We start from the raw sequence: 16,690 nt of genomic DNA on the forward strand, positions 1-16,690 counted from the left end.
CAGGGAGGCATAAAAATGGACATCACCATGGTCGGACATATTTCCAAGGACATTATGGAGTACGTTGACGGTGTGCAGCGTTTTACCGGCGGGCCGGTCATCTATTCTTCGGCAGCGGCAAAAAGTGCAGGGAAAGCGGTCCGGGTTTTAACCATCGCGTCTGCCGATGACGATGAGGCTTTGAATGTCATTCGTAACAGGGAAATCGATGTCGTCAGATTCGATTCGCCCGCCACAACCAGTATCAGAAACATCTACCATACCGCGGACTGTGAAACCCGCGATGTGGTTCTGTTATCGCAGGCCCGGCCCTTCGATGATTCGGTTGAGGCCCATCTCGATGGATCGATCATTCATCTTGCAGGCCTTTTCCGGGGAGAGATACCGGATAGCCTGATACCCTTATGCGCGAAGCACGGAAAGGTCGCTCTGGATGCCCAGGGCGTTTTGCGGTGCAACGACGGAAAGGCCCTTTCCTTTTCCGATTGGGCGGAAAAGGAACGCTACCTTCCAATGATCCACTATCTGAAAACCGATGCTGCGGAGGCAAAGATTCTCACCGGTTCTGATGACCGCGAAGAAGCTGCCGAGCTGCTTGCCTCCTGGGGAGCACGGGAGGTGATGGTCACCCACAACAGCGAGGTGATACTCTATACCGACGGAAGGGTATATCGGGCCCCCTTTACGCCGAAGAACCTCTCGGGACGAACCGGGCGAGGGGATACGACCTTTGCCGCTTACCTGGCAAGGCGGATCGACCATGGTCCACAGGAATCGGTCTCCTTTGCGGCAGCCCTTTGTTCTCTGAAAATGGAACAGCCAGGCCCCTTTTCGGGGACGATGGCACAGGTTATAGAACGTATGGAGCAGGACGCTCGATCGTAATGGGCGAAGCTCCTACAGGGCGGTGGGGTCGTTTGTGAAGACCCCATCCACTCCCATTTGTTTCATGCGCAGATAGTCGTCTTGATGATTCACCGTGTAGATGTAGACCTGGTAGCCCTGCCGATGAGCATGGTCGACCATCTTCTGATCAATAAATTCAAGATTATAGTGCAGAGAATAGGGGTGCATCGGCTTTACAAAGTCGCTGTAGTTGATGGGTATTCCTCCGTGGAGTGCGCCTATGGGAATATCAGGCTCTAAACACGCGAACTCATGCAGCATCGGAAGATTGAAAGAAGAGACCAGAAGAGATCCAGGTTCCCATGAACGCTCCGGCAGGTAGCGGGAAAGAAATGCATGAAGAGCTTCTCCTGTCCCTCTTCCTTTAAGTTCGATATTGACATCCGTTTTTCCGGCCAAAAGGTCTAAAGCCTCCTGAAGGGTTGGAATCTGCTCTCCTTCTCCTGCATCAAAGCCCTTAAGCTCTTTCAATGTCTTTTCGTACACTAGTCCGCTTCCGTTTGTCGTCCTGTCTATTCTATCGTCGTGCATGATGACAAGTTCGCCGGTTCTGCAGACATAGACATCAAGTTCTATCATCTTGACACCAAGCTCGGCGGCTCTCTGGTATGATGCCAGGGTGTTTTCCGGTTTTTGTGCGGGGACCCCGCGGTGGCCGATTATTTTCATGTTGAACCTCTGTAAGAAACGTTAGGTGCTTTCCCGAATAATGATCTCTCCGGGAACGCGTATCGCAATGGGCCTGCTGTCGGGATCTTCGATCATTTGCATCAATCGCCCTGCGGCAAGTTTTCCCATCTGCTCGATAAAAACTCGGGCCGTTGTCAGCGGCGGGTAAGCAAGCCGGGCCCAGGGGATATCATCGAATCCAGTTACCCCGATGTCCGAGGGAACAAGAAAGCCTCTTTTCCGGGCGGTATCGAGGAAACCGATTGCCATGGCGTCATTGACCATCATGATACCGAGATGTTCGAGTTTATTCGGTTGTAATCGCTCGAAAGCCTCCGACCCGGTGCCGACTGTGGTGTCTTCCATCGACAGAATCTCAGACTTCAGGCCCGCCTGGGTAACCGCATCGGTATAGCCTGCAATACGTTCTCTATTGTTGTACCAGCTCTCAGGCCCTGTTATATGTACGATTTTTTTGTAGCCTCTGTCGATTAGGTGTTTCGTCAGGTCGAAGGCTATCTGCCTGTCTTCGCAGACGACATGGTCGAGGTCCGTTTCGGAAAGCTTGTTTTCCAAAAGGATGATGGGAACACCGGTCTGTTTAAGCGTGAGAATCGTCCTGACGGGAAAGCTCTGTCCCCGAACGATAAAACCTGCAAAATCCGATACCGAGAGCGGGGTCCCGGTAAAGTCCACCTCTTCTTTGTACACCGATAGATTGACACATTGATACTCACTATGTTCAAAGTATTCCTCAAACTGTGCCATAGAGTGATGAAAAAAAATGCTGTCTTGTTGACCACCTCGTTTTCTTCCGATGATTCCGATAAATCGTGGTTCCGAAGTTGCAAGGTTACGCGCGGCGTAATTTAGGGAAAAGCCGGTTTGTTTCACCGCCTCCAAAACCTTTTCTCTGGTTTTACTGCTGATTCCCGGTTTGTCGTTTAATACACGCGATATCGTTGAAGGGGATACGTTCAGTTGTTCCGACAATTCTTTCAGCGTCATCCTGTGTACATCCTATCACAAAAAAAACTTGACAGCAGTGTAAACCTGTTGCAATAATTACGCAAGCGTTTTCTAAATATTTGCAAATCAAGATGAGGAGGGACTCATGAAAAAAAACTGTTTTGCGGTGATGCTGATTTTGTGCCTGGCGGCAACCACACTGTATGCGAACGGAGGCCAGGAGGCTTCATCCGGGCCTCGTACCGTTAGCATTGAGGTCTGGACAAGAGAGGGTGGTATCAACCATTGGCGGGCCGACCTTGCAGTTGAGGCCGCTAAGGAGCTCAACGCCCAGCTCAAAGCCGAAGGAAGTCAGATTACCGTGGAAGCGGTGCCGGTACTGGATGAAGGGGATTGGGGCGGCTATAAGAAAAAATACTCCCTTGCCGCAGACTCCGGGGAGGCTCCGCTGATCGTTGTGTCGGGACATGAAGATATCGCAACGTGGGGACAGGCGGGATACATTGTTCCTCTGGCTTCTTCCGTGGAGGAGATTCAGGGTGAGACGGAACAATTTGCAGATGTTATTCCTTCGCTTTGGAACTGTGCATCCTGGCATGGCAATATCTGGGGTGTTCCGCAGGACACCGAGGCCCGACCCATGTATTTCAATAAAACTTTGCTCAAAAAGGTGGGTTTTACGGACGCACAAATCGCCCAACTTCCAAAGGATATCGAGGAAGGAAAATTTACCTTGCAGGATCTAGTCTCGACAGCCCAAAAAGCAGTGGAGATGGGGGGCGTGGAACCTGGGTACGGGTATTGGCACCGACCCAAAAAAGGCGGTGATTTCGTACAATTTTATCGCGCCTTCGGCGGAGAGATCTACGACGCACAGGAGGATAAGCTGGTCGTAACAAGGGATGCCTTGGTTAGATTTTATGCATTTCAACGCTCCTGTGTAGAGACGGGAATCACCCCTGCCACCTATATCGGAACGGAGTGGAACATTTGGCACGATGTCGTTTCCAATAATAAAGCGCTTTTCTTTAACGGCGGCACATGGATGTGGGCCGACTGGGCGAAGAACTATGCCGAAGGTGGTGAAGATGCCCTGTTTGCGAATATCGGGTACGCCTATGAGCCAAGTGGAATACGAGGTCGGAAGGGAAGCACGCTGAGTCATCCGCTTGTCTATCTGATATCCAGTGAAAGAGCCTCGGGATCTACAGACCAGGAACTTGCCAAACGGCTGATTGCTCTCATGACGACAACAGAACGAAATACCCGCCATGCGGTGGAAAGCGGACACCTCGGCATCCTTCAATCCCAAGCACGCTATGATGCCTATACATCAAATAAATTTCTTGCGGATGTTACCTATCTGCTCGATAACAATTTCTACCAGCCCAACCATGTTCTCTATGGTACCTGGTTCGATAGTCTTTGGGATAATATGGTTGCAGCGGAACAAGGGGAGAAAAGCCCCGAAGAGGCTGCCGAGGATGCCGTTAAGATCATGAAACTTGAACTTGATGATCAGCTGATTGTGAAATGAGACAGGTTCCGTCGGTCCGGGAAAGAGTTTCCGGACCGATCTTTTTGTTTTTCATCAAGGAGTGTAATGCATGAGAAAACACAAACGGTCTTTGACCGGTTACTGGTTCATACTTCCCGCAGCGGTGTTGGTCGTGCTCTATTTTTTTATTCCTGTAATACTTACCTTAGGTATTTCTCTGACGAACATGAGCTCGGTAACGGGATTTTCAAACTGGTCATGGACAGGTTTGGCCAACTATATAAAAATTCTGAAGCATCCCGACTCTGGGTCAAATTTTGCCACCACGCTGATCTATGTTGCCTGCACCCTGAGCTTTTTTAATGTCGGTATGGGGCTTCTGGTCGCCATTCTCGCCCATCACATGCCGAAACGACTCGGCGAGATTTTTCGTTCATTATGGCTGCTTCCGAGGATCACGCCGCCGGTGGTGTATGTTCTCATGTGGACGATGCTTGCGGCAGATGCTCCCTACGGCGTTATCAACCAGCTGTTTCGGATACCCTTTGGCCTTTCCACCAGTAACTGGCTTCCGGAATATGCCATGCTTTTTGCGGTTTTGGTGAACGGCTATATCGGGGCATCGTTCGGAATGATTCTCTTCTCTTCCGCAATAGAAGCCATACCGAACGATATCATGGTTTCCTCCCTCGTAGATGGCGCCTCGTTTTTTAACCGGGCACGATATATCATTCTTCCCCAACTAAAATGGCCCTTGTTGTTTGTGACAACCTACCAAACCCTCTCTCTTCTTACCTCTTTCGAAAGCATCCTTATCCTGACAGATGGTAATTTCGGAACAGAGGTGTGGGCCCTTTGGTCCTATCACAAGGCCCTGAATAATTACTATGGAAATTTCCAGTACGGCTTTGGGGCCGCTCTCTCGGCGGTTCTCGTCTTCGTCGGGGTTATTTTCGCCATTATCTATCTGAAGTATTTCAAGTTCAACGATCTGGTAAAAGAGCCGTTGATTGATGAATTATGAGGAAGCGTACCATGAAAAAACATCGAGACTATTTTACGCCCCTGGCCTTTCTGATACTGCTGGTCCTTTCTCTCCCGATTATCGTCGGATACCTTTGGTTGTTTATCTCGACCTTCTCGGAGAGGACGTATGGCTTGAAACCGGTAGACATTAATGGAAATTTCGGAGGACTTACCCTGAAAAACTGGCAGTTTCTCCATAATCCCGATATCTGGATCGTAACCTTCAATACCTTTATTCTTGCTCTTTTGATGACCATCGGAGTTTTGGTCGTTTCCGCTTCGGCGGGATACGCGCTTTCCCGCATCAAATTTCCGGGACGCAAGTCCTTTCTGTCGCTGACCTTGGTGCTTCATGCATTCCCAAGTATCACCCTCCTGATCGCCATCTATTTTGTACTCCGCTTTTTCTCGCATCTTCCGGTTCTCGGTAGTTTTATGGGCTACAACACCATGGGAGGGGTTATCCTGGTCAGTCTTGCCCTGCAACTTCCCCTTGGTATGTGGCTGATGAAAGGCTTTTTCGATGCCGTTTCCTGGGATATCGAACGGGCAGCCCTGATCGACGGCTGTTCCCGTTTTAGGACCTTCTGGAACATCATGGTACCTCAGATTCGTCCGGGAATTGCGGCACTCTCGATCTTCTCTTTTATGACGGGGTGGAGTTCGTTTCTCATTCCCTATACCTTTCTTACAAGCGGTTCAAAAGCGGTTATTTCCACCTACCTGAATTCAATGATGCACAGTGATTCTCTTTCCATTCAGTACGGGGTGCTGGCCGCCGTCGGCTTGTTTCAGCTCATTCCCATACTGATTTTTTACACATTCAACCAACGATATCTGATGAAGATCTTCTCCGGCGGATCTCACGGTGGCGTATAAGCGAGGAAACAGATGAAGGTAATACTTGATACACTGACAAAGAAATTCGGAAACTCGACGGCTGTTGATAAGATCAGCCTGGAGATTGAAAGTGGCGAGTTCGTCGCCTTTCTCGGCCCTTCCGGCTGCGGCAAGACAACCACGCTGCTGATGACCGCGGGTATCTACAAGCCCGATGGCGGACACATCTTTTTCGGCGACCGTGATGTCACCACCCTTCAGCCGAAGGACCGAAACATCGGTATGGTATTCCAAAGCTATGCCCTCTATCCCCATATGACGGTGTTTGAGAATATCTCATTTTCCATGAAACTGAAAAAGGCGTCGAAACAGGAGATGGAAAAGGAGACTGCGGAGGTCGCGGAAATGCTTGGGATTGGAAACCTTCTGCACCGCAAGCCCGGTGAATTATCCGGGGGACAGCAGCAGCGGGTGGCCCTTGGACGGGCACTGATAAAAAAGCCTGAACTGCTTCTTTTCGACGAACCGCTTTCCAACCTGGATGCAAGATTACGGATTACCATGAGAAGCGAGATCAAGCGGCTTCAAAAGGAGCTTGGTATCACCTGCATCTATGTGACCCACGACCAGGTCGAGGCAATGACCATGGCAGACAGGGTTGCGGTGATCAAAGATGGAGTACTCCAGTCGTATCGGCCGCCGCTGGAACTGCATGAACATCCGAGGACCCTCTTCATCGGACAATTCGTCGGGAATCCGCCGATGAATATCTGGCAGGGTAGCCTGATCGATAAGGCCGATATGTCCTGTGTGAAGATGTCGGACGGCAGCCTTCTTCGCATTTCCAGGAAGCGCACGCCTCAACCGATGCCTGCAGACCTCACGGTCGGAATTCGTCCTGAAAATATCGAGATCCTATCCGAGGAAAGCGAAGATGCGGCCTCTGCTGTTGTTTCCCTTGTTGAACCCCTCGGCCGGGATAATTTGCTGCAATGCCGCTGTGGCGAACAGGAAATTGTTCTCCTTGCGGATCCCCGATCGGGCATACGTCCCGGCCAGAAGGTCTTCTTCAGACCGGACCCCGATGCGTGGCAGTTCTTTGATGCTCAAACGGAACAATCACTGCTTTGGAACTAAAAGTGTCGGCATGTTTTTTAGAGCATCCCAGAGGGGATGCTCTATTGTCCTTACTTTGGAAACGTGTATAGAATGAATAGGTAAAACACGCATCAAGGGGTAAGGAGCTATGTGTGAAATATTATAAAAGTGTTGTGCTTTTTCTTTTACTTCCCTTTTCCTTATATGCCCAGGAACATTGGTTTATGGCCCAGACCGATCATGCCGAGATCCAATCGGTGACGGCGACGTCGGAGTTGGTGGAGGCCCAGTTCCAGGGGAAATACCTTTATCCCCCCATTAATATTCTCGACGGGGATTTTTCCACCACCTGGTGCGAAGCCGATGCCGGAGGGCCGGGAATAGGGGAGGCCGTTACCGTTGAATTCGCTCAGCCGGTTTCCTTTGACGAGATTCAGATCGTCAATGGCTTTGCAAGCGGTAACGACTATTACCACAAGAATAATCGGGTCGCGGAACTGAAGCTGACCCAGGTCGCCGGAGAGCACTTTCAGCAGAAAAGCTATACCCTGAAGGATGATACGGAGGGATGGCAGGCCATCTCGTTTGGACTTCCCCAGACGGCCCAAACCATCACCCTTGAGATTGAGAAGGTATACAAAGGAAGTAAATACGACGACACCTGTCTGTCTGATATGCGCCTTTTGTATAAAGGAAAACCTATTCCTTTTACGAACCTTGCGGCCATACGGGCCGTTCAGGAAGAGAATTCGCGCCTGATGCTTCAGGAGGACAGCGAAAACTTCAAGGAGCATTTTGCGGCCCTCTATAAGCGGTCCGAAGACGGCAACAGTGACGATACCCTTTATATCGTTAACGATTCCGGCTACGGCTATATCATCAAAAATCTGATGGGATCCGATGGGCAAGGCAGAATGACGAAGGTTTCCTATGAGCAGCCCATGCCTCAGAAACGAGTGGATGCATATCTCCGAAATAAAGAAAAAGAAGATGATTTCTACTTTGAAGATTCTGATTACGAGGATCGGCTCCTTGTTTTTGAAGGCGATGTAAAAGGCTACGATCCGGATAATTACGATTATTTTATTCATGAAAGGTTTTCCTATGACCGCTATCCTCCCTCCTATACCCTTGCGAATTTCAGGATCATCAAGGACGAACAAATCGACTATGTAACGGTAAGGACGGTGATTCCCATCAAGCTCGACGGAACTGCGGGGTTGTACGTAAACGGAGAGTATTATCGGGTTGTGGATCCTGATCGGATCATGCTGTATACATTTGTTGATGAGTGGCCGTAATAGTGTGTCTTGATGCTGAATAGAAGAAAGCATAGGTATTATGTTCCGGCCAAGCACAGATCTCCTCTTCGTATTTTCATCGGCAGGATTGTGTATACGCTTCTCCGCTATGTGCTTTGGATACGCTTTGCAGGCCGCTTCGTTTCCTCTCCCCGAAAAAGGAGAAAGGGTACCGGAAAATTCGGCTTTCTCTGTATCGAACATAAGACACCTCTGTTTCGGCATCTGAGCGGAAGCAATAAGGAGCTTGAACGAAACAAGGTGCACAACCTCTCCCTTGCCGTTCGTCGTCTCGACGGAGTCGTGATAGAGCCGGGAGAGGTCTTCTCCTATTGGCGGCTCATCGGTCCGCCCTCCCATTGGCGGGGATTCAGGAAGGGGATGGTTCTGGTCAACGGACATCCCATGGCCCATATCGGCGGAGGGCTCTGCCAGCTTTCCAATTTGATATACTGGATGACGATTCATACTCCCCTAACGGTAATCGAGCGTTTTCGCCACAGCTACGATGTGTTCCCCGATTCGAACCGCACCCAGCCCTTCGGATCGGGAGCCACTTGTGTGTATAACTATCGTGATCTCCAGATTCGCAACGACGATGCCGTGGCCTACCGCCTATACCTCTGGCTGGATGATGAGTTCTTGCATGGAAGCTGGAATGCTCCCTGCCCCGTTGATCTTCGCTACGAGGTGTACGAGCAAAAGCACTGGATAAGCCAGGAGGCCGCAGGGGTGTACCTGCGCCACAATATTCTCAGGCGCAGGGTGCTGCGTGACGGACAAGAGATTGATGACCAGTACGTGGCGGAAAATCACGCCCTCATGATGTACGCTCCTCTTCTGGATACTCTTCGGAGGGATGCCGAGTGATACGCAGCTATAGGGCCGAGGATCTTGCTTCAGTGCTGGACCTTTGGGGCGAATTCGATCGCTTTCATGTTGCATCCGACCCTTCCCGTTTCAGGATTCCCGGTGATGATGAACGTCTTGCAAGACATCTTCACTATACCGCCGATGCCGAATCCTTTCTTCTTGTGGCCGATGTGGGGAGCGTACTCTCCGGCTTTATCGCCGGCACATTCCGCAAGACCCCGGCCGTTGCGCTTCTTCGGGACGCCTCTATTCAGGAACTACATGCCATCTTCGTTTTGCCGGATACCAGGACGGAGTCTGTCGGATCGGAGTTGGTCCGGACCGCACTTGCGCTTGGACGTACGCGAAGGGCTCGGGAAGCAGTGTGTCATATTTGGTCCTTCAATGATCCTGCTGCGGCTATGGTCAGGAAACTCGGATTTTACAGGCAAAGCTCCAAGTTTGCATTCATATTTTCCGATTCTGAGGAAGGTCGGTGAAGCTTCTATCGGACCGTGGGAGGACGGTCGATACAATACTTCTGCTGCTTTTGTCTCTGCTCCTTTTCTCTTCGCGTCTCATTATGTTGAGCAAAAGCCCGGAACCTTGCGGCCTCGACGGTTATTTTTATGCCATGGAGGCCCGCTCCTTCATGGAGCGGGGACATCTGGAGAATTTCAGCCTGGCTCCGTTCTATTATGTGAGTGGCCTTTTGGGGCTTCTTTCCGGCTCTCCTATCCTCGGCGTGAAGATTGCCTCGGCCCTATGTTCGGCGCTGATTCCTGTCGCTCTTTTTTTACTTCTCAACAGGCTGTTTTCCAATCAGAGGCGTTTCGCTCTTCTCGCCTCACTCCTCGCATCCGCCTCACCTTCACTGGCATTGATGGCGGTGAACTATCTGAACAATCTTTTGGGGCTTGTCTTTTTTCTCTTCTTTTGCTTATGCATCGTCTCTTTTCTGGATGCTCCGGCGATTTTGTCCGGAGCCGGTACGATTCTCTGTGCCGTAGGGGCCGTCCTTAGCCATCCCGTTACGGCGGTCTATCTGTTTGTCCTTTCCCTCCTTTTCCTCTGCTCCCGCCTCTCCCGAAGACTGCAAATCTTCCTGCTTTTCATTGCCGGAGTAGTGGCTATCCTGGCCCTTTTATTCAAAGGCGATTACCTTAGATTTCGAGCCGGCTTCTCCCTCCTGCCGGGGCTGCCACTTTTATCTCCTTTTTTTAGAAAACACCTTCCCGTTTCCGTTTGCCTTGAGATGAGCCTTCTCTTTCTATTGGTATACCTATTCGCTTTCTGGTATATCATCAAAAAAAGAGCGTTTTCCTTGCTTTTCCTGGGAATTCCAGTGCTCTATTTTCCTTTTTGGCGACTTGATAGTTTGGATTTGGGCTATCGCCTTTTCCTATCGGCCACACCCTGCGGGATCGCTCTTACATGCTTTTTTGCCGCCGAACTTTTTCCCAAGCGCCTGGAGGGGAAATCTTGGCTGCGGTTCCTCTTGGTCGACGTCGGAGTTTTTCTGACGTTTGCAACGATAACGGTCTACAAACCTGAACAGGATCCGCCGTATGGTCTTTATCGAAGGGTGGTTGCCTCGGTGGATCTTCCCGACGATAGCCTGCTCATCGCGCACCAGGGGCTGAACCACGTCTATACCTTTTATAAGGACTTTCGTGATGCCCTTAACTATGAACCCGATTTTCCTGTTCCCGAAGGGAAATTGTGGCGGATTGCTTACGAAGCGCCGGAATCTGTTATCAAACGGCGTTATCCTGCTGCCGTCGAAACCGGAGAAATTCGTAGCCTTGGGTATGGCTATCTTTTGATCCGGGAAAAGCTATGGCAGGATTATTTGGCCTGGGAAGATGAACCGATCAGCAGGAATTTGAAAAACTGGTATAATCCTCATTCAAGCCGACCAAGGTTTGTCAGGTAGCTACTGTCCAGAATCGTGGTGGGAAATGAATAAAATCTCCTTTTCTTGTAGTTACTTTTAGACCTTTCTATTGATGTACTCGGAGTAATCCTTGAGCCGGGGAACATATTCACTTTCGAATAGGCTGGATGAGATCATATAGTCGGCAGTCGAGCGGTTATTGGCCAGAGGGACATTGTACAAAACGGCAATCCGGGTAAGGGCCTTTACATCCACATCATGGGGTTGAGGCTCCATGGGGTCCCACAAAAAGATCATCATATCGATTCCTCCCTCTGCTATAAGGGCTCCCAGCTGCTGATCCCCTCCCAATGGGCCCGATTTAAGTTTTTTAAGGTCCAAATCGCTTTTGGTGTATTTTTTCCCATCTTTTTGATTTTCAATCTTGGAAAGAAAAGCTTTTTCCACCAAGGTGCCTGTTGTTCCGGTACAGTAGAGACGATGGGGAATTAAAGACTCCCAATTATATTCAACCCACTCAATGAGGTTTTTTTTCCGATTGTCATGTGCCACTAAGGCTATTTGTTTTCTCTTTTTCATGGGGTCAATATACGTAGATTTTCTCTTTTAGGCAATCAGAACGAGTAATGCTGCTTTTTGATTCGTGTAGTAAAAGGTTAACGGATGGAGATGATTATGTGGTATACTTTTTAACACCAGCAAACATATTGGGAAGGAGGCTTTACGTTATGAAAAAGGTATGTTTTTTTTTCACAATGGTTTTTTTCCTTTCTTCGTTTTCTGCTGCGGCTCATGCCGATCCTATTCGTTCCGGTCTTGGTGTTCAACTTTCGAGCGATGGGACCGCTGCATTGGTGCTCCATGCATCGAACATTGAAGCGGGGATTAAGGCTCAAGCGTTTCTCTACGATTATGCTAGCGAAACCGCCAGCTATCCCAACCTATTAGTCGTTGGGATGCATGTGGCATACCTATTCTCTTCTGCCCAGGCTGATTCCGAGTTCGGTATAGGCATTGAGGCCCACACTGGTATTGGTTTGGAAGACCTAGAGTATGACGAATATATCGATCTGGGACTTCGCCTTTCGATTAACCAGCCGATATCCAGGCGCCTCTATATTTCAGGAATTCTCTATCCGTTTTTTATGGAGACGCGTGATGAGTCCGATGTTGATGACGATTGGGAGATGACAGTAACGCTTCCAAAAGCAAGCGTCGCCTTTACGCTTATCTTCTGATCGAAACCTGAAGCAGGATTTCTCGAAAACTCTTTCTCACCATTTCCTTGATGATTTTCTATTCAGCCATGTGTTTTGTTGGTACAATGTTTTGCATACATGGGAAATAGACCGTATCACATAATACTTCTTCAATTTCTCATACACCTTTTTGTACTGCTGTTATTCTTTACTGCACAGAATCTTCCTGATTTCCCAATTCAATGGGTCGTTCAATTTGCGGGACTCCTTTGCCTTTCTCTTATGTTCAGTATAGCTGCCTTGTTTTTTCAGAACGCTGTGCTACATAGTCTGATTCTTTTTCTTCGGACGATGATCTTCCTGCTGTTGGGGTTTCCCCTTGGAACCAATATTTCTATAGAAACGGTATTGCTGGTGTCTATTCTCTTCGACATGCATATGTACTTACCTGGTTCTGTTGCTTTTGTTTTGTCGATATTGATCATCTTGCTGGCATGGAGCTTTCAAAGGTCATGTCTGATCTGGGATATGGAACAAAGCAGCCCCCCCATGAGTAACCGGTTACTTTTTCTTGTATTCGGTCTTGCCGTTGATGCATGTCTTTTTGTCTTAAGCATGTATACCCGTAAGCTGGCCAAAACTCGAAATATACTGGAACATTATGAAATATCGATCTCAAATCTGATGGAAGCCAATTTGCGATTGCAAAATAGCATAGTGACCGAAATTACTCAGGCAACCAATAATGAACGGAAGAGAATAGCACAGGACCTTCATGATATAATCGGTCATTCGATGGTGAATATCATGATGATTACCGATTCCATAAAGGACAGACTCGACGATAGAGAAGGGATAAAGGCATATTGCGATGTCATTCATCAGCAGGCATCGGGAGCCTTAAGCGAAACGGAAAATTCGATGCGCAGGTTAAGAAATCAGTATGATAAGCGTAAGTATGATAGTGTCGCCATAAAAAAACTGACTTCGATCTTTGAAAAAGCCACCGGTGTTGAAGTTTTATTGGAGTTTCGGAATGCACCGACCACCTTTGGTGAGAAAATCGACCGAATTGTGTACCGTTGTATCCAAGAGGGCCTCACAAATGCCTTTCGTCATGGTAGAGCAAATCGTATCACCATTCTCTACTGGAAACATGAAACCGGCGAAATGGAGATTACGATAAAAGATAACGGTAAAGGTGTGAAAAATCTTAATGAGGGTATCGGCATATGGGGAATGCGTGAGAGACTTTCCGGAATAGGAGGAAGTATCACGGTAAATCCTTCCGAATTCGGATTTTTCTTAACCCTTACCTTTCCGTTTTGCACCGTTTCAGACCAGGAGGTTGTATCCGATGATAGAGTTGGTTATTGCTGATGATCAGGTACTCTTTGTGGATACCTTGAAAAGTGTTATAGAACATCGCGCGAAGGATATTCATATCACGGGGGTTGCCTACGACGGAAAAACGGCATTGCAGATCATTGAACAAACAAATCCCGATGTGGCGCTCTTAGATGTAAAAATGCCCTATATAAATGGTCTGGAACTTTCGCAAAAGCTTTACATGATTCGTCCTGGGGTTAAGGTGATAATTCTTACCACCTTTCCCGATGATGAATTTGTCGAACAAGCCTTGCAGCACGGCGCTGCGGGGTATCTGCTAAAGAACATGCTTTCGGATGATCTTATTAATTCCATTAGAATGGTCCATTCTGGAAATATCTTGATATCAGAAAAGGTCGGTTCGGTGTTGCAGCAACGAGATCATAACGATTGCACCAGGGAGAAGAACGAATCCTTTACCAAAACCCGCCGGGAACTCTTGCGCCAGTTAAGTAGAAGGGAACGGGAGGTGTACGGATTGATGCTTCAGGGATACAGTAACGACGAAATTGCTGAGATGTTGTTTATTGCCACGCAAACGGTAAAAAATCATATCCGCTCGATATATTCAAAAAGTGGCTTTCATAATCGATCAGACATCATTCATTTGGATGATTCGGAACAGTAGGAAACATCAGACGCGCATATCTCCTATTTCTCTGGCAAAGCGGGCTCTTTAGTACTTTTTTAGTACCCCAATTGGTACTTTTAGGCCTTTACCGCTGAGTCGACCATCCCTATTGTCATAATAATTAGGAGGTTTGAATCATGAAAAAAATCCAAGCATTTCTTGGTATGCTGGTGCTTTTATCAAGCACGTTGCCTATCTATGCAGGAGGTCGGCAGGAAGGCGAAGAGGGCATTACCATCTGGACAAAGTATAACGCGCTTAATCCAGAAAACATCCGTGATGAATGGCTGAAAAAAACATTGGAGGAGTATCAGGCGGAAACAGGAAAAGTAGTCGAGAATATTTTTGTCCCATACGACCAGATTAACAATAAGCTTAATGTCGCCGTAACGGCGGGCGGTCAAGTTCCGGAAATTTCATACGTGGACAGCCAACAGCAGGCCTTTTACATCACCAACGACACCCTTATGGATCTTACCGATTATGTGAAGGATGCATCATGGTATAAAGATCTTAGTCCCCGAGCATTGGCTGCATGCACCGCACCGGACGGACGCATCTTGTGTGTCCCATTGAATATCGGCACGAGGGTAAGCTATGTCTGGGCAGATGCCTGGCCGAATGGGTTTCCGGGAACTACTACGGAGTTTCTAAAAGAAGCTGAAAGGATCAAGGCTGAAGGACACTATGCCATTACGTTTAAGGCCTCGGAGAAGTATGGAGCCGAAGGGCTCTACTATGGCCTAATAAAAAGCTATGGGGGAAGGTACGGCGATGGAAAGGGACAGGCTGGCTGGGCCAGTCCCGAGACCGCAACTGCCGTGGAATTCCTTCGCACTCTTTTCAAAAACGGTTACGCACCCGAGATCGATCTTGCCCCGGGATTCGACAATGAAAGGCCTTTTATGCAGGGCGATGCGGTATCTTTCGCCGGCATTTCATGGTCCTACGTATATATGAATCCCCTTACGGCACCGGATGGCACGATTTTTGATAATGGGGCCCAGTCCGTGGCAAAAGCGGTCGAGGCTGGCAAAATCATTGTTGCGCCTTATCTTTCGGCACCAAATGGAGAGCCTGTGGCGGCCATTACCTGTTCGGCACTTGCCATTCCTCAGGGAGCCGAGCATATAGCGGAAGCCAAGGCTTTTATCGATTGGCTCATGACTACCGAACGGAATGCTGAATGTGCCGAGGCCATTGGGGGCCTGCCTTCGCTTCGTCCTGCCATGGATACACCGACTTTTAAGAACGCCTACTGGCAGCAGGTTGCGAAGATCACGGAATCCTATGGGGCTCCCTATCCTGCGCTGGCAGAATATGATCGGGCTCTCACAAAGCTGGCTCAAACATTCGAGGCGCTCCTGGCCAATCCGAATTTGGATAGTATGGAAAGGCTTAAACAAGCCCAGGAAGAGGTAAACAGATAATGAGTGAAAGAGAAGGTGGTTCCCGCCGGAATTTCACCTTCTCCTCTCTCTTCTGACCTCTCCAAGTATCTTACAAATTTGAAAGGGACATTATATTGGATGTACACAATGAATTGCTGAAAAAACGTTTTCCCTCGACCAGCAGAGGCAGAACGGCTTTTTATCTTATTTCGCCCGCGGTGTTTTTTTTGTTTGTCTTGCAGGTATACCCGATTTTATATGCGTTATATCTAAGCTTTTTCAAAACGCGAGGGCGTTCCATGAGTTTTGTGGGGCTTGATAATTACCTTCGGTTGCTGAGCGATACAGATTTCTGGGCAAGCTTGCGACATACATTCTTTTTTACTGCGGGTTATCTCGTATTAACATTGTGCTTAAGTCTTTTTCTCGCACTGCTGCTTAATCGGCGCATGAAACTATCTCCTTTTTATATCTTGGTGATTTTCACCCCCTGGGTGCTTTCGCCGGTAATTGCCGGGACCATGTGGCGATGGCTTTTTCAGCCCGCTTACGGTGTTCTGCAATTCTTGCTGGAGCCGATATTCCATAAGACGCTGATTACGGACGACAAGGGTGCAATGGGCATCGTCATTCTCGCCCTTTCCTGGCGTAATCTTCCTCTTACTACGCTGCTTTTTCTCGGGGGCCTGCAAACCATTTCATCCGAAATATACGAATGCGCCTCTCTGGATGGAGCAACAGCATGGCAACGCTTTTCCCAAATCACCATGCCCCTGATGAAGCCCAGTCTTCTTATCAACATATTGATAAATACCATCCGCGGAATAAACGTCATCAGCATTATATTGTCGATCACCCGTGGTGGTCCTGGAAGGGCGACAGAGGTTTTGGGTCTCTTTCTCTATCGTAACACATGGCAATACGGTGATTTTGGGACCGGAGCGGCTCTGGGAATTCTGATGTTTCTACTGACCGGTGTCGTGTCGCTCATCTATTTACGGACCATCAGGATGGAGAATTGATT

At 48.6% G+C, this 16,690-nt stretch carries 17 protein-coding genes; 14 read left to right on the forward strand and 3 right to left on the reverse strand.

Annotation, left to right across the window (positions count from 1 at the left end):
* Window positions 1–15: 15 nt before the first annotated feature.
* Window positions 16–885, forward strand: coding sequence for a PfkB family carbohydrate kinase (locus F459_RS0105885; protein ID WP_020611810.1), 870 nt, complete (start codon window positions 16–18; stop codon window positions 883–885).
* A 12-nt stretch (window positions 886–897) separates the two neighbouring features.
* Here F459_RS0105885 and F459_RS0105890 read toward each other — a convergent pair whose 3' ends face one another.
* Window positions 898–1,575: a glycerophosphodiester phosphodiesterase gene (locus tag F459_RS0105890; protein WP_020611811.1), complete on the reverse strand. Its 678-nt coding sequence runs from the start codon at window positions 1,573–1,575 to the stop codon at window positions 898–900.
* A gap of 21 nt (window positions 1,576–1,596) precedes the next feature.
* Window positions 1,597–2,583, reverse strand: a complete 987-nt coding sequence (locus F459_RS0105895; protein ID WP_020611812.1) for a LacI family DNA-binding transcriptional regulator — start codon at window positions 2,581–2,583, stop codon at window positions 1,597–1,599.
* 106 nt (window positions 2,584–2,689) lie between these two features.
* On the opposite strand from F459_RS0105895, the gene F459_RS0105900 reads away from it, so the two are divergent.
* The 8 genes from F459_RS0105900 (at window position 2,690) to F459_RS0105935 (ending at window position 11,095) form a co-directional block, all read left to right on the forward strand.
* Window positions 2,690–4,081, forward strand: a complete 1,392-nt coding sequence (locus tag F459_RS0105900; protein ID WP_020611813.1) for an ABC transporter substrate-binding protein — start codon at window positions 2,690–2,692, stop codon at window positions 4,079–4,081.
* Window positions 4,082–4,151: 70 nt separating this feature from the next.
* Window positions 4,152–5,066: a carbohydrate ABC transporter permease gene (locus F459_RS0105905; protein WP_020611814.1), complete on the forward strand. Its 915-nt coding sequence runs from the start codon at window positions 4,152–4,154 to the stop codon at window positions 5,064–5,066.
* An 11-nt stretch (window positions 5,067–5,077) separates the two neighbouring features.
* Window positions 5,078–5,947, forward strand: coding sequence for a carbohydrate ABC transporter permease (locus F459_RS0105910; protein ID WP_026294915.1), 870 nt, complete (start codon window positions 5,078–5,080; stop codon window positions 5,945–5,947).
* A 12-nt stretch (window positions 5,948–5,959) separates the two neighbouring features.
* On the forward strand, window positions 5,960–7,045 hold the full coding sequence (locus tag F459_RS0105915) for an ABC transporter ATP-binding protein (RefSeq protein WP_020611816.1): 1,086 nt from the start codon (window positions 5,960–5,962) through the stop codon (window positions 7,043–7,045).
* Window positions 7,046–7,158: 113 nt separating this feature from the next.
* The gene (locus F459_RS0105920; RefSeq protein ID WP_020611817.1) at window positions 7,159–8,307 is read left to right on the forward strand and encodes an NADase-type glycan-binding domain-containing protein; all 1,149 of its coding nucleotides are present in this window, start codon (window positions 7,159–7,161) and stop codon (window positions 8,305–8,307) included.
* Between the two features lie 12 nt (window positions 8,308–8,319).
* Window positions 8,320–9,177, forward strand: a complete 858-nt coding sequence (locus tag F459_RS0105925; RefSeq protein ID WP_020611818.1) for a VanW family protein — start codon at window positions 8,320–8,322, stop codon at window positions 9,175–9,177.
* Window positions 9,174–9,659, forward strand: a complete 486-nt coding sequence (locus F459_RS0105930; RefSeq protein WP_020611819.1) for a GNAT family N-acetyltransferase — start codon at window positions 9,174–9,176, stop codon at window positions 9,657–9,659. Before F459_RS0105925 ends, F459_RS0105930 begins: the two co-directional genes overlap by 4 nt.
* On the forward strand, window positions 9,656–11,095 hold the full coding sequence (locus F459_RS0105935) for a glycosyltransferase family 39 protein (RefSeq protein ID WP_020611820.1): 1,440 nt from the start codon (window positions 9,656–9,658) through the stop codon (window positions 11,093–11,095). The genes F459_RS0105930 and F459_RS0105935 overlap by 4 nt, the downstream gene beginning before the upstream one ends.
* A gap of 57 nt (window positions 11,096–11,152) precedes the next feature.
* Here F459_RS0105935 and F459_RS0105940 read toward each other — a convergent pair whose 3' ends face one another.
* Entirely contained in the window at window positions 11,153–11,635 is a 483-nt protein-coding gene (locus tag F459_RS0105940; RefSeq protein WP_020611821.1) for a methylglyoxal synthase, read from the reverse strand.
* Between the two features lie 149 nt (window positions 11,636–11,784).
* Between F459_RS0105940 and F459_RS0105945 the strand changes: the two genes are divergently transcribed.
* From F459_RS0105945 to F459_RS0105965, 5 genes are all read left to right on the forward strand, one after another.
* Entirely contained in the window at window positions 11,785–12,294 is a 510-nt protein-coding gene (locus tag F459_RS0105945) for a DUF2147 domain-containing protein (protein WP_020611822.1), read from the forward strand.
* A gap of 99 nt (window positions 12,295–12,393) precedes the next feature.
* A complete protein-coding gene (locus tag F459_RS0105950; protein WP_020611823.1) occupies window positions 12,394–13,635 on the forward strand; it encodes a sensor histidine kinase in 1,242 nt (413 codons plus the stop codon).
* The gene (locus tag F459_RS0105955; protein WP_020611824.1) at window positions 13,613–14,272 is read left to right on the forward strand and encodes a response regulator transcription factor; all 660 of its coding nucleotides are present in this window, start codon (window positions 13,613–13,615) and stop codon (window positions 14,270–14,272) included. The genes F459_RS0105950 and F459_RS0105955 overlap by 23 nt, the downstream gene beginning before the upstream one ends.
* Window positions 14,273–14,412: 140 nt before the next feature.
* Window positions 14,413–15,705: an ABC transporter substrate-binding protein gene (locus F459_RS0105960; protein WP_020611825.1), complete on the forward strand. Its 1,293-nt coding sequence runs from the start codon at window positions 14,413–14,415 to the stop codon at window positions 15,703–15,705.
* Window positions 15,706–15,965: 260 nt separating this feature from the next.
* Window positions 15,966–16,688 (forward strand): carbohydrate ABC transporter permease, encoded by a 723-nt coding sequence (locus tag F459_RS0105965; protein WP_245540095.1) that lies wholly within the window; start codon window positions 15,966–15,968, stop codon window positions 16,686–16,688.
* Window positions 16,689–16,690: the final 2 nt, after the last annotated feature.

It is taken from the genome of Sediminispirochaeta bajacaliforniensis DSM 16054 (genome assembly GCF_000378205.1).
Taxonomy (GTDB): Bacteria; Spirochaetota; Spirochaetia; order DSM-16054; family Sediminispirochaetaceae; genus Sediminispirochaeta; species Sediminispirochaeta bajacaliforniensis.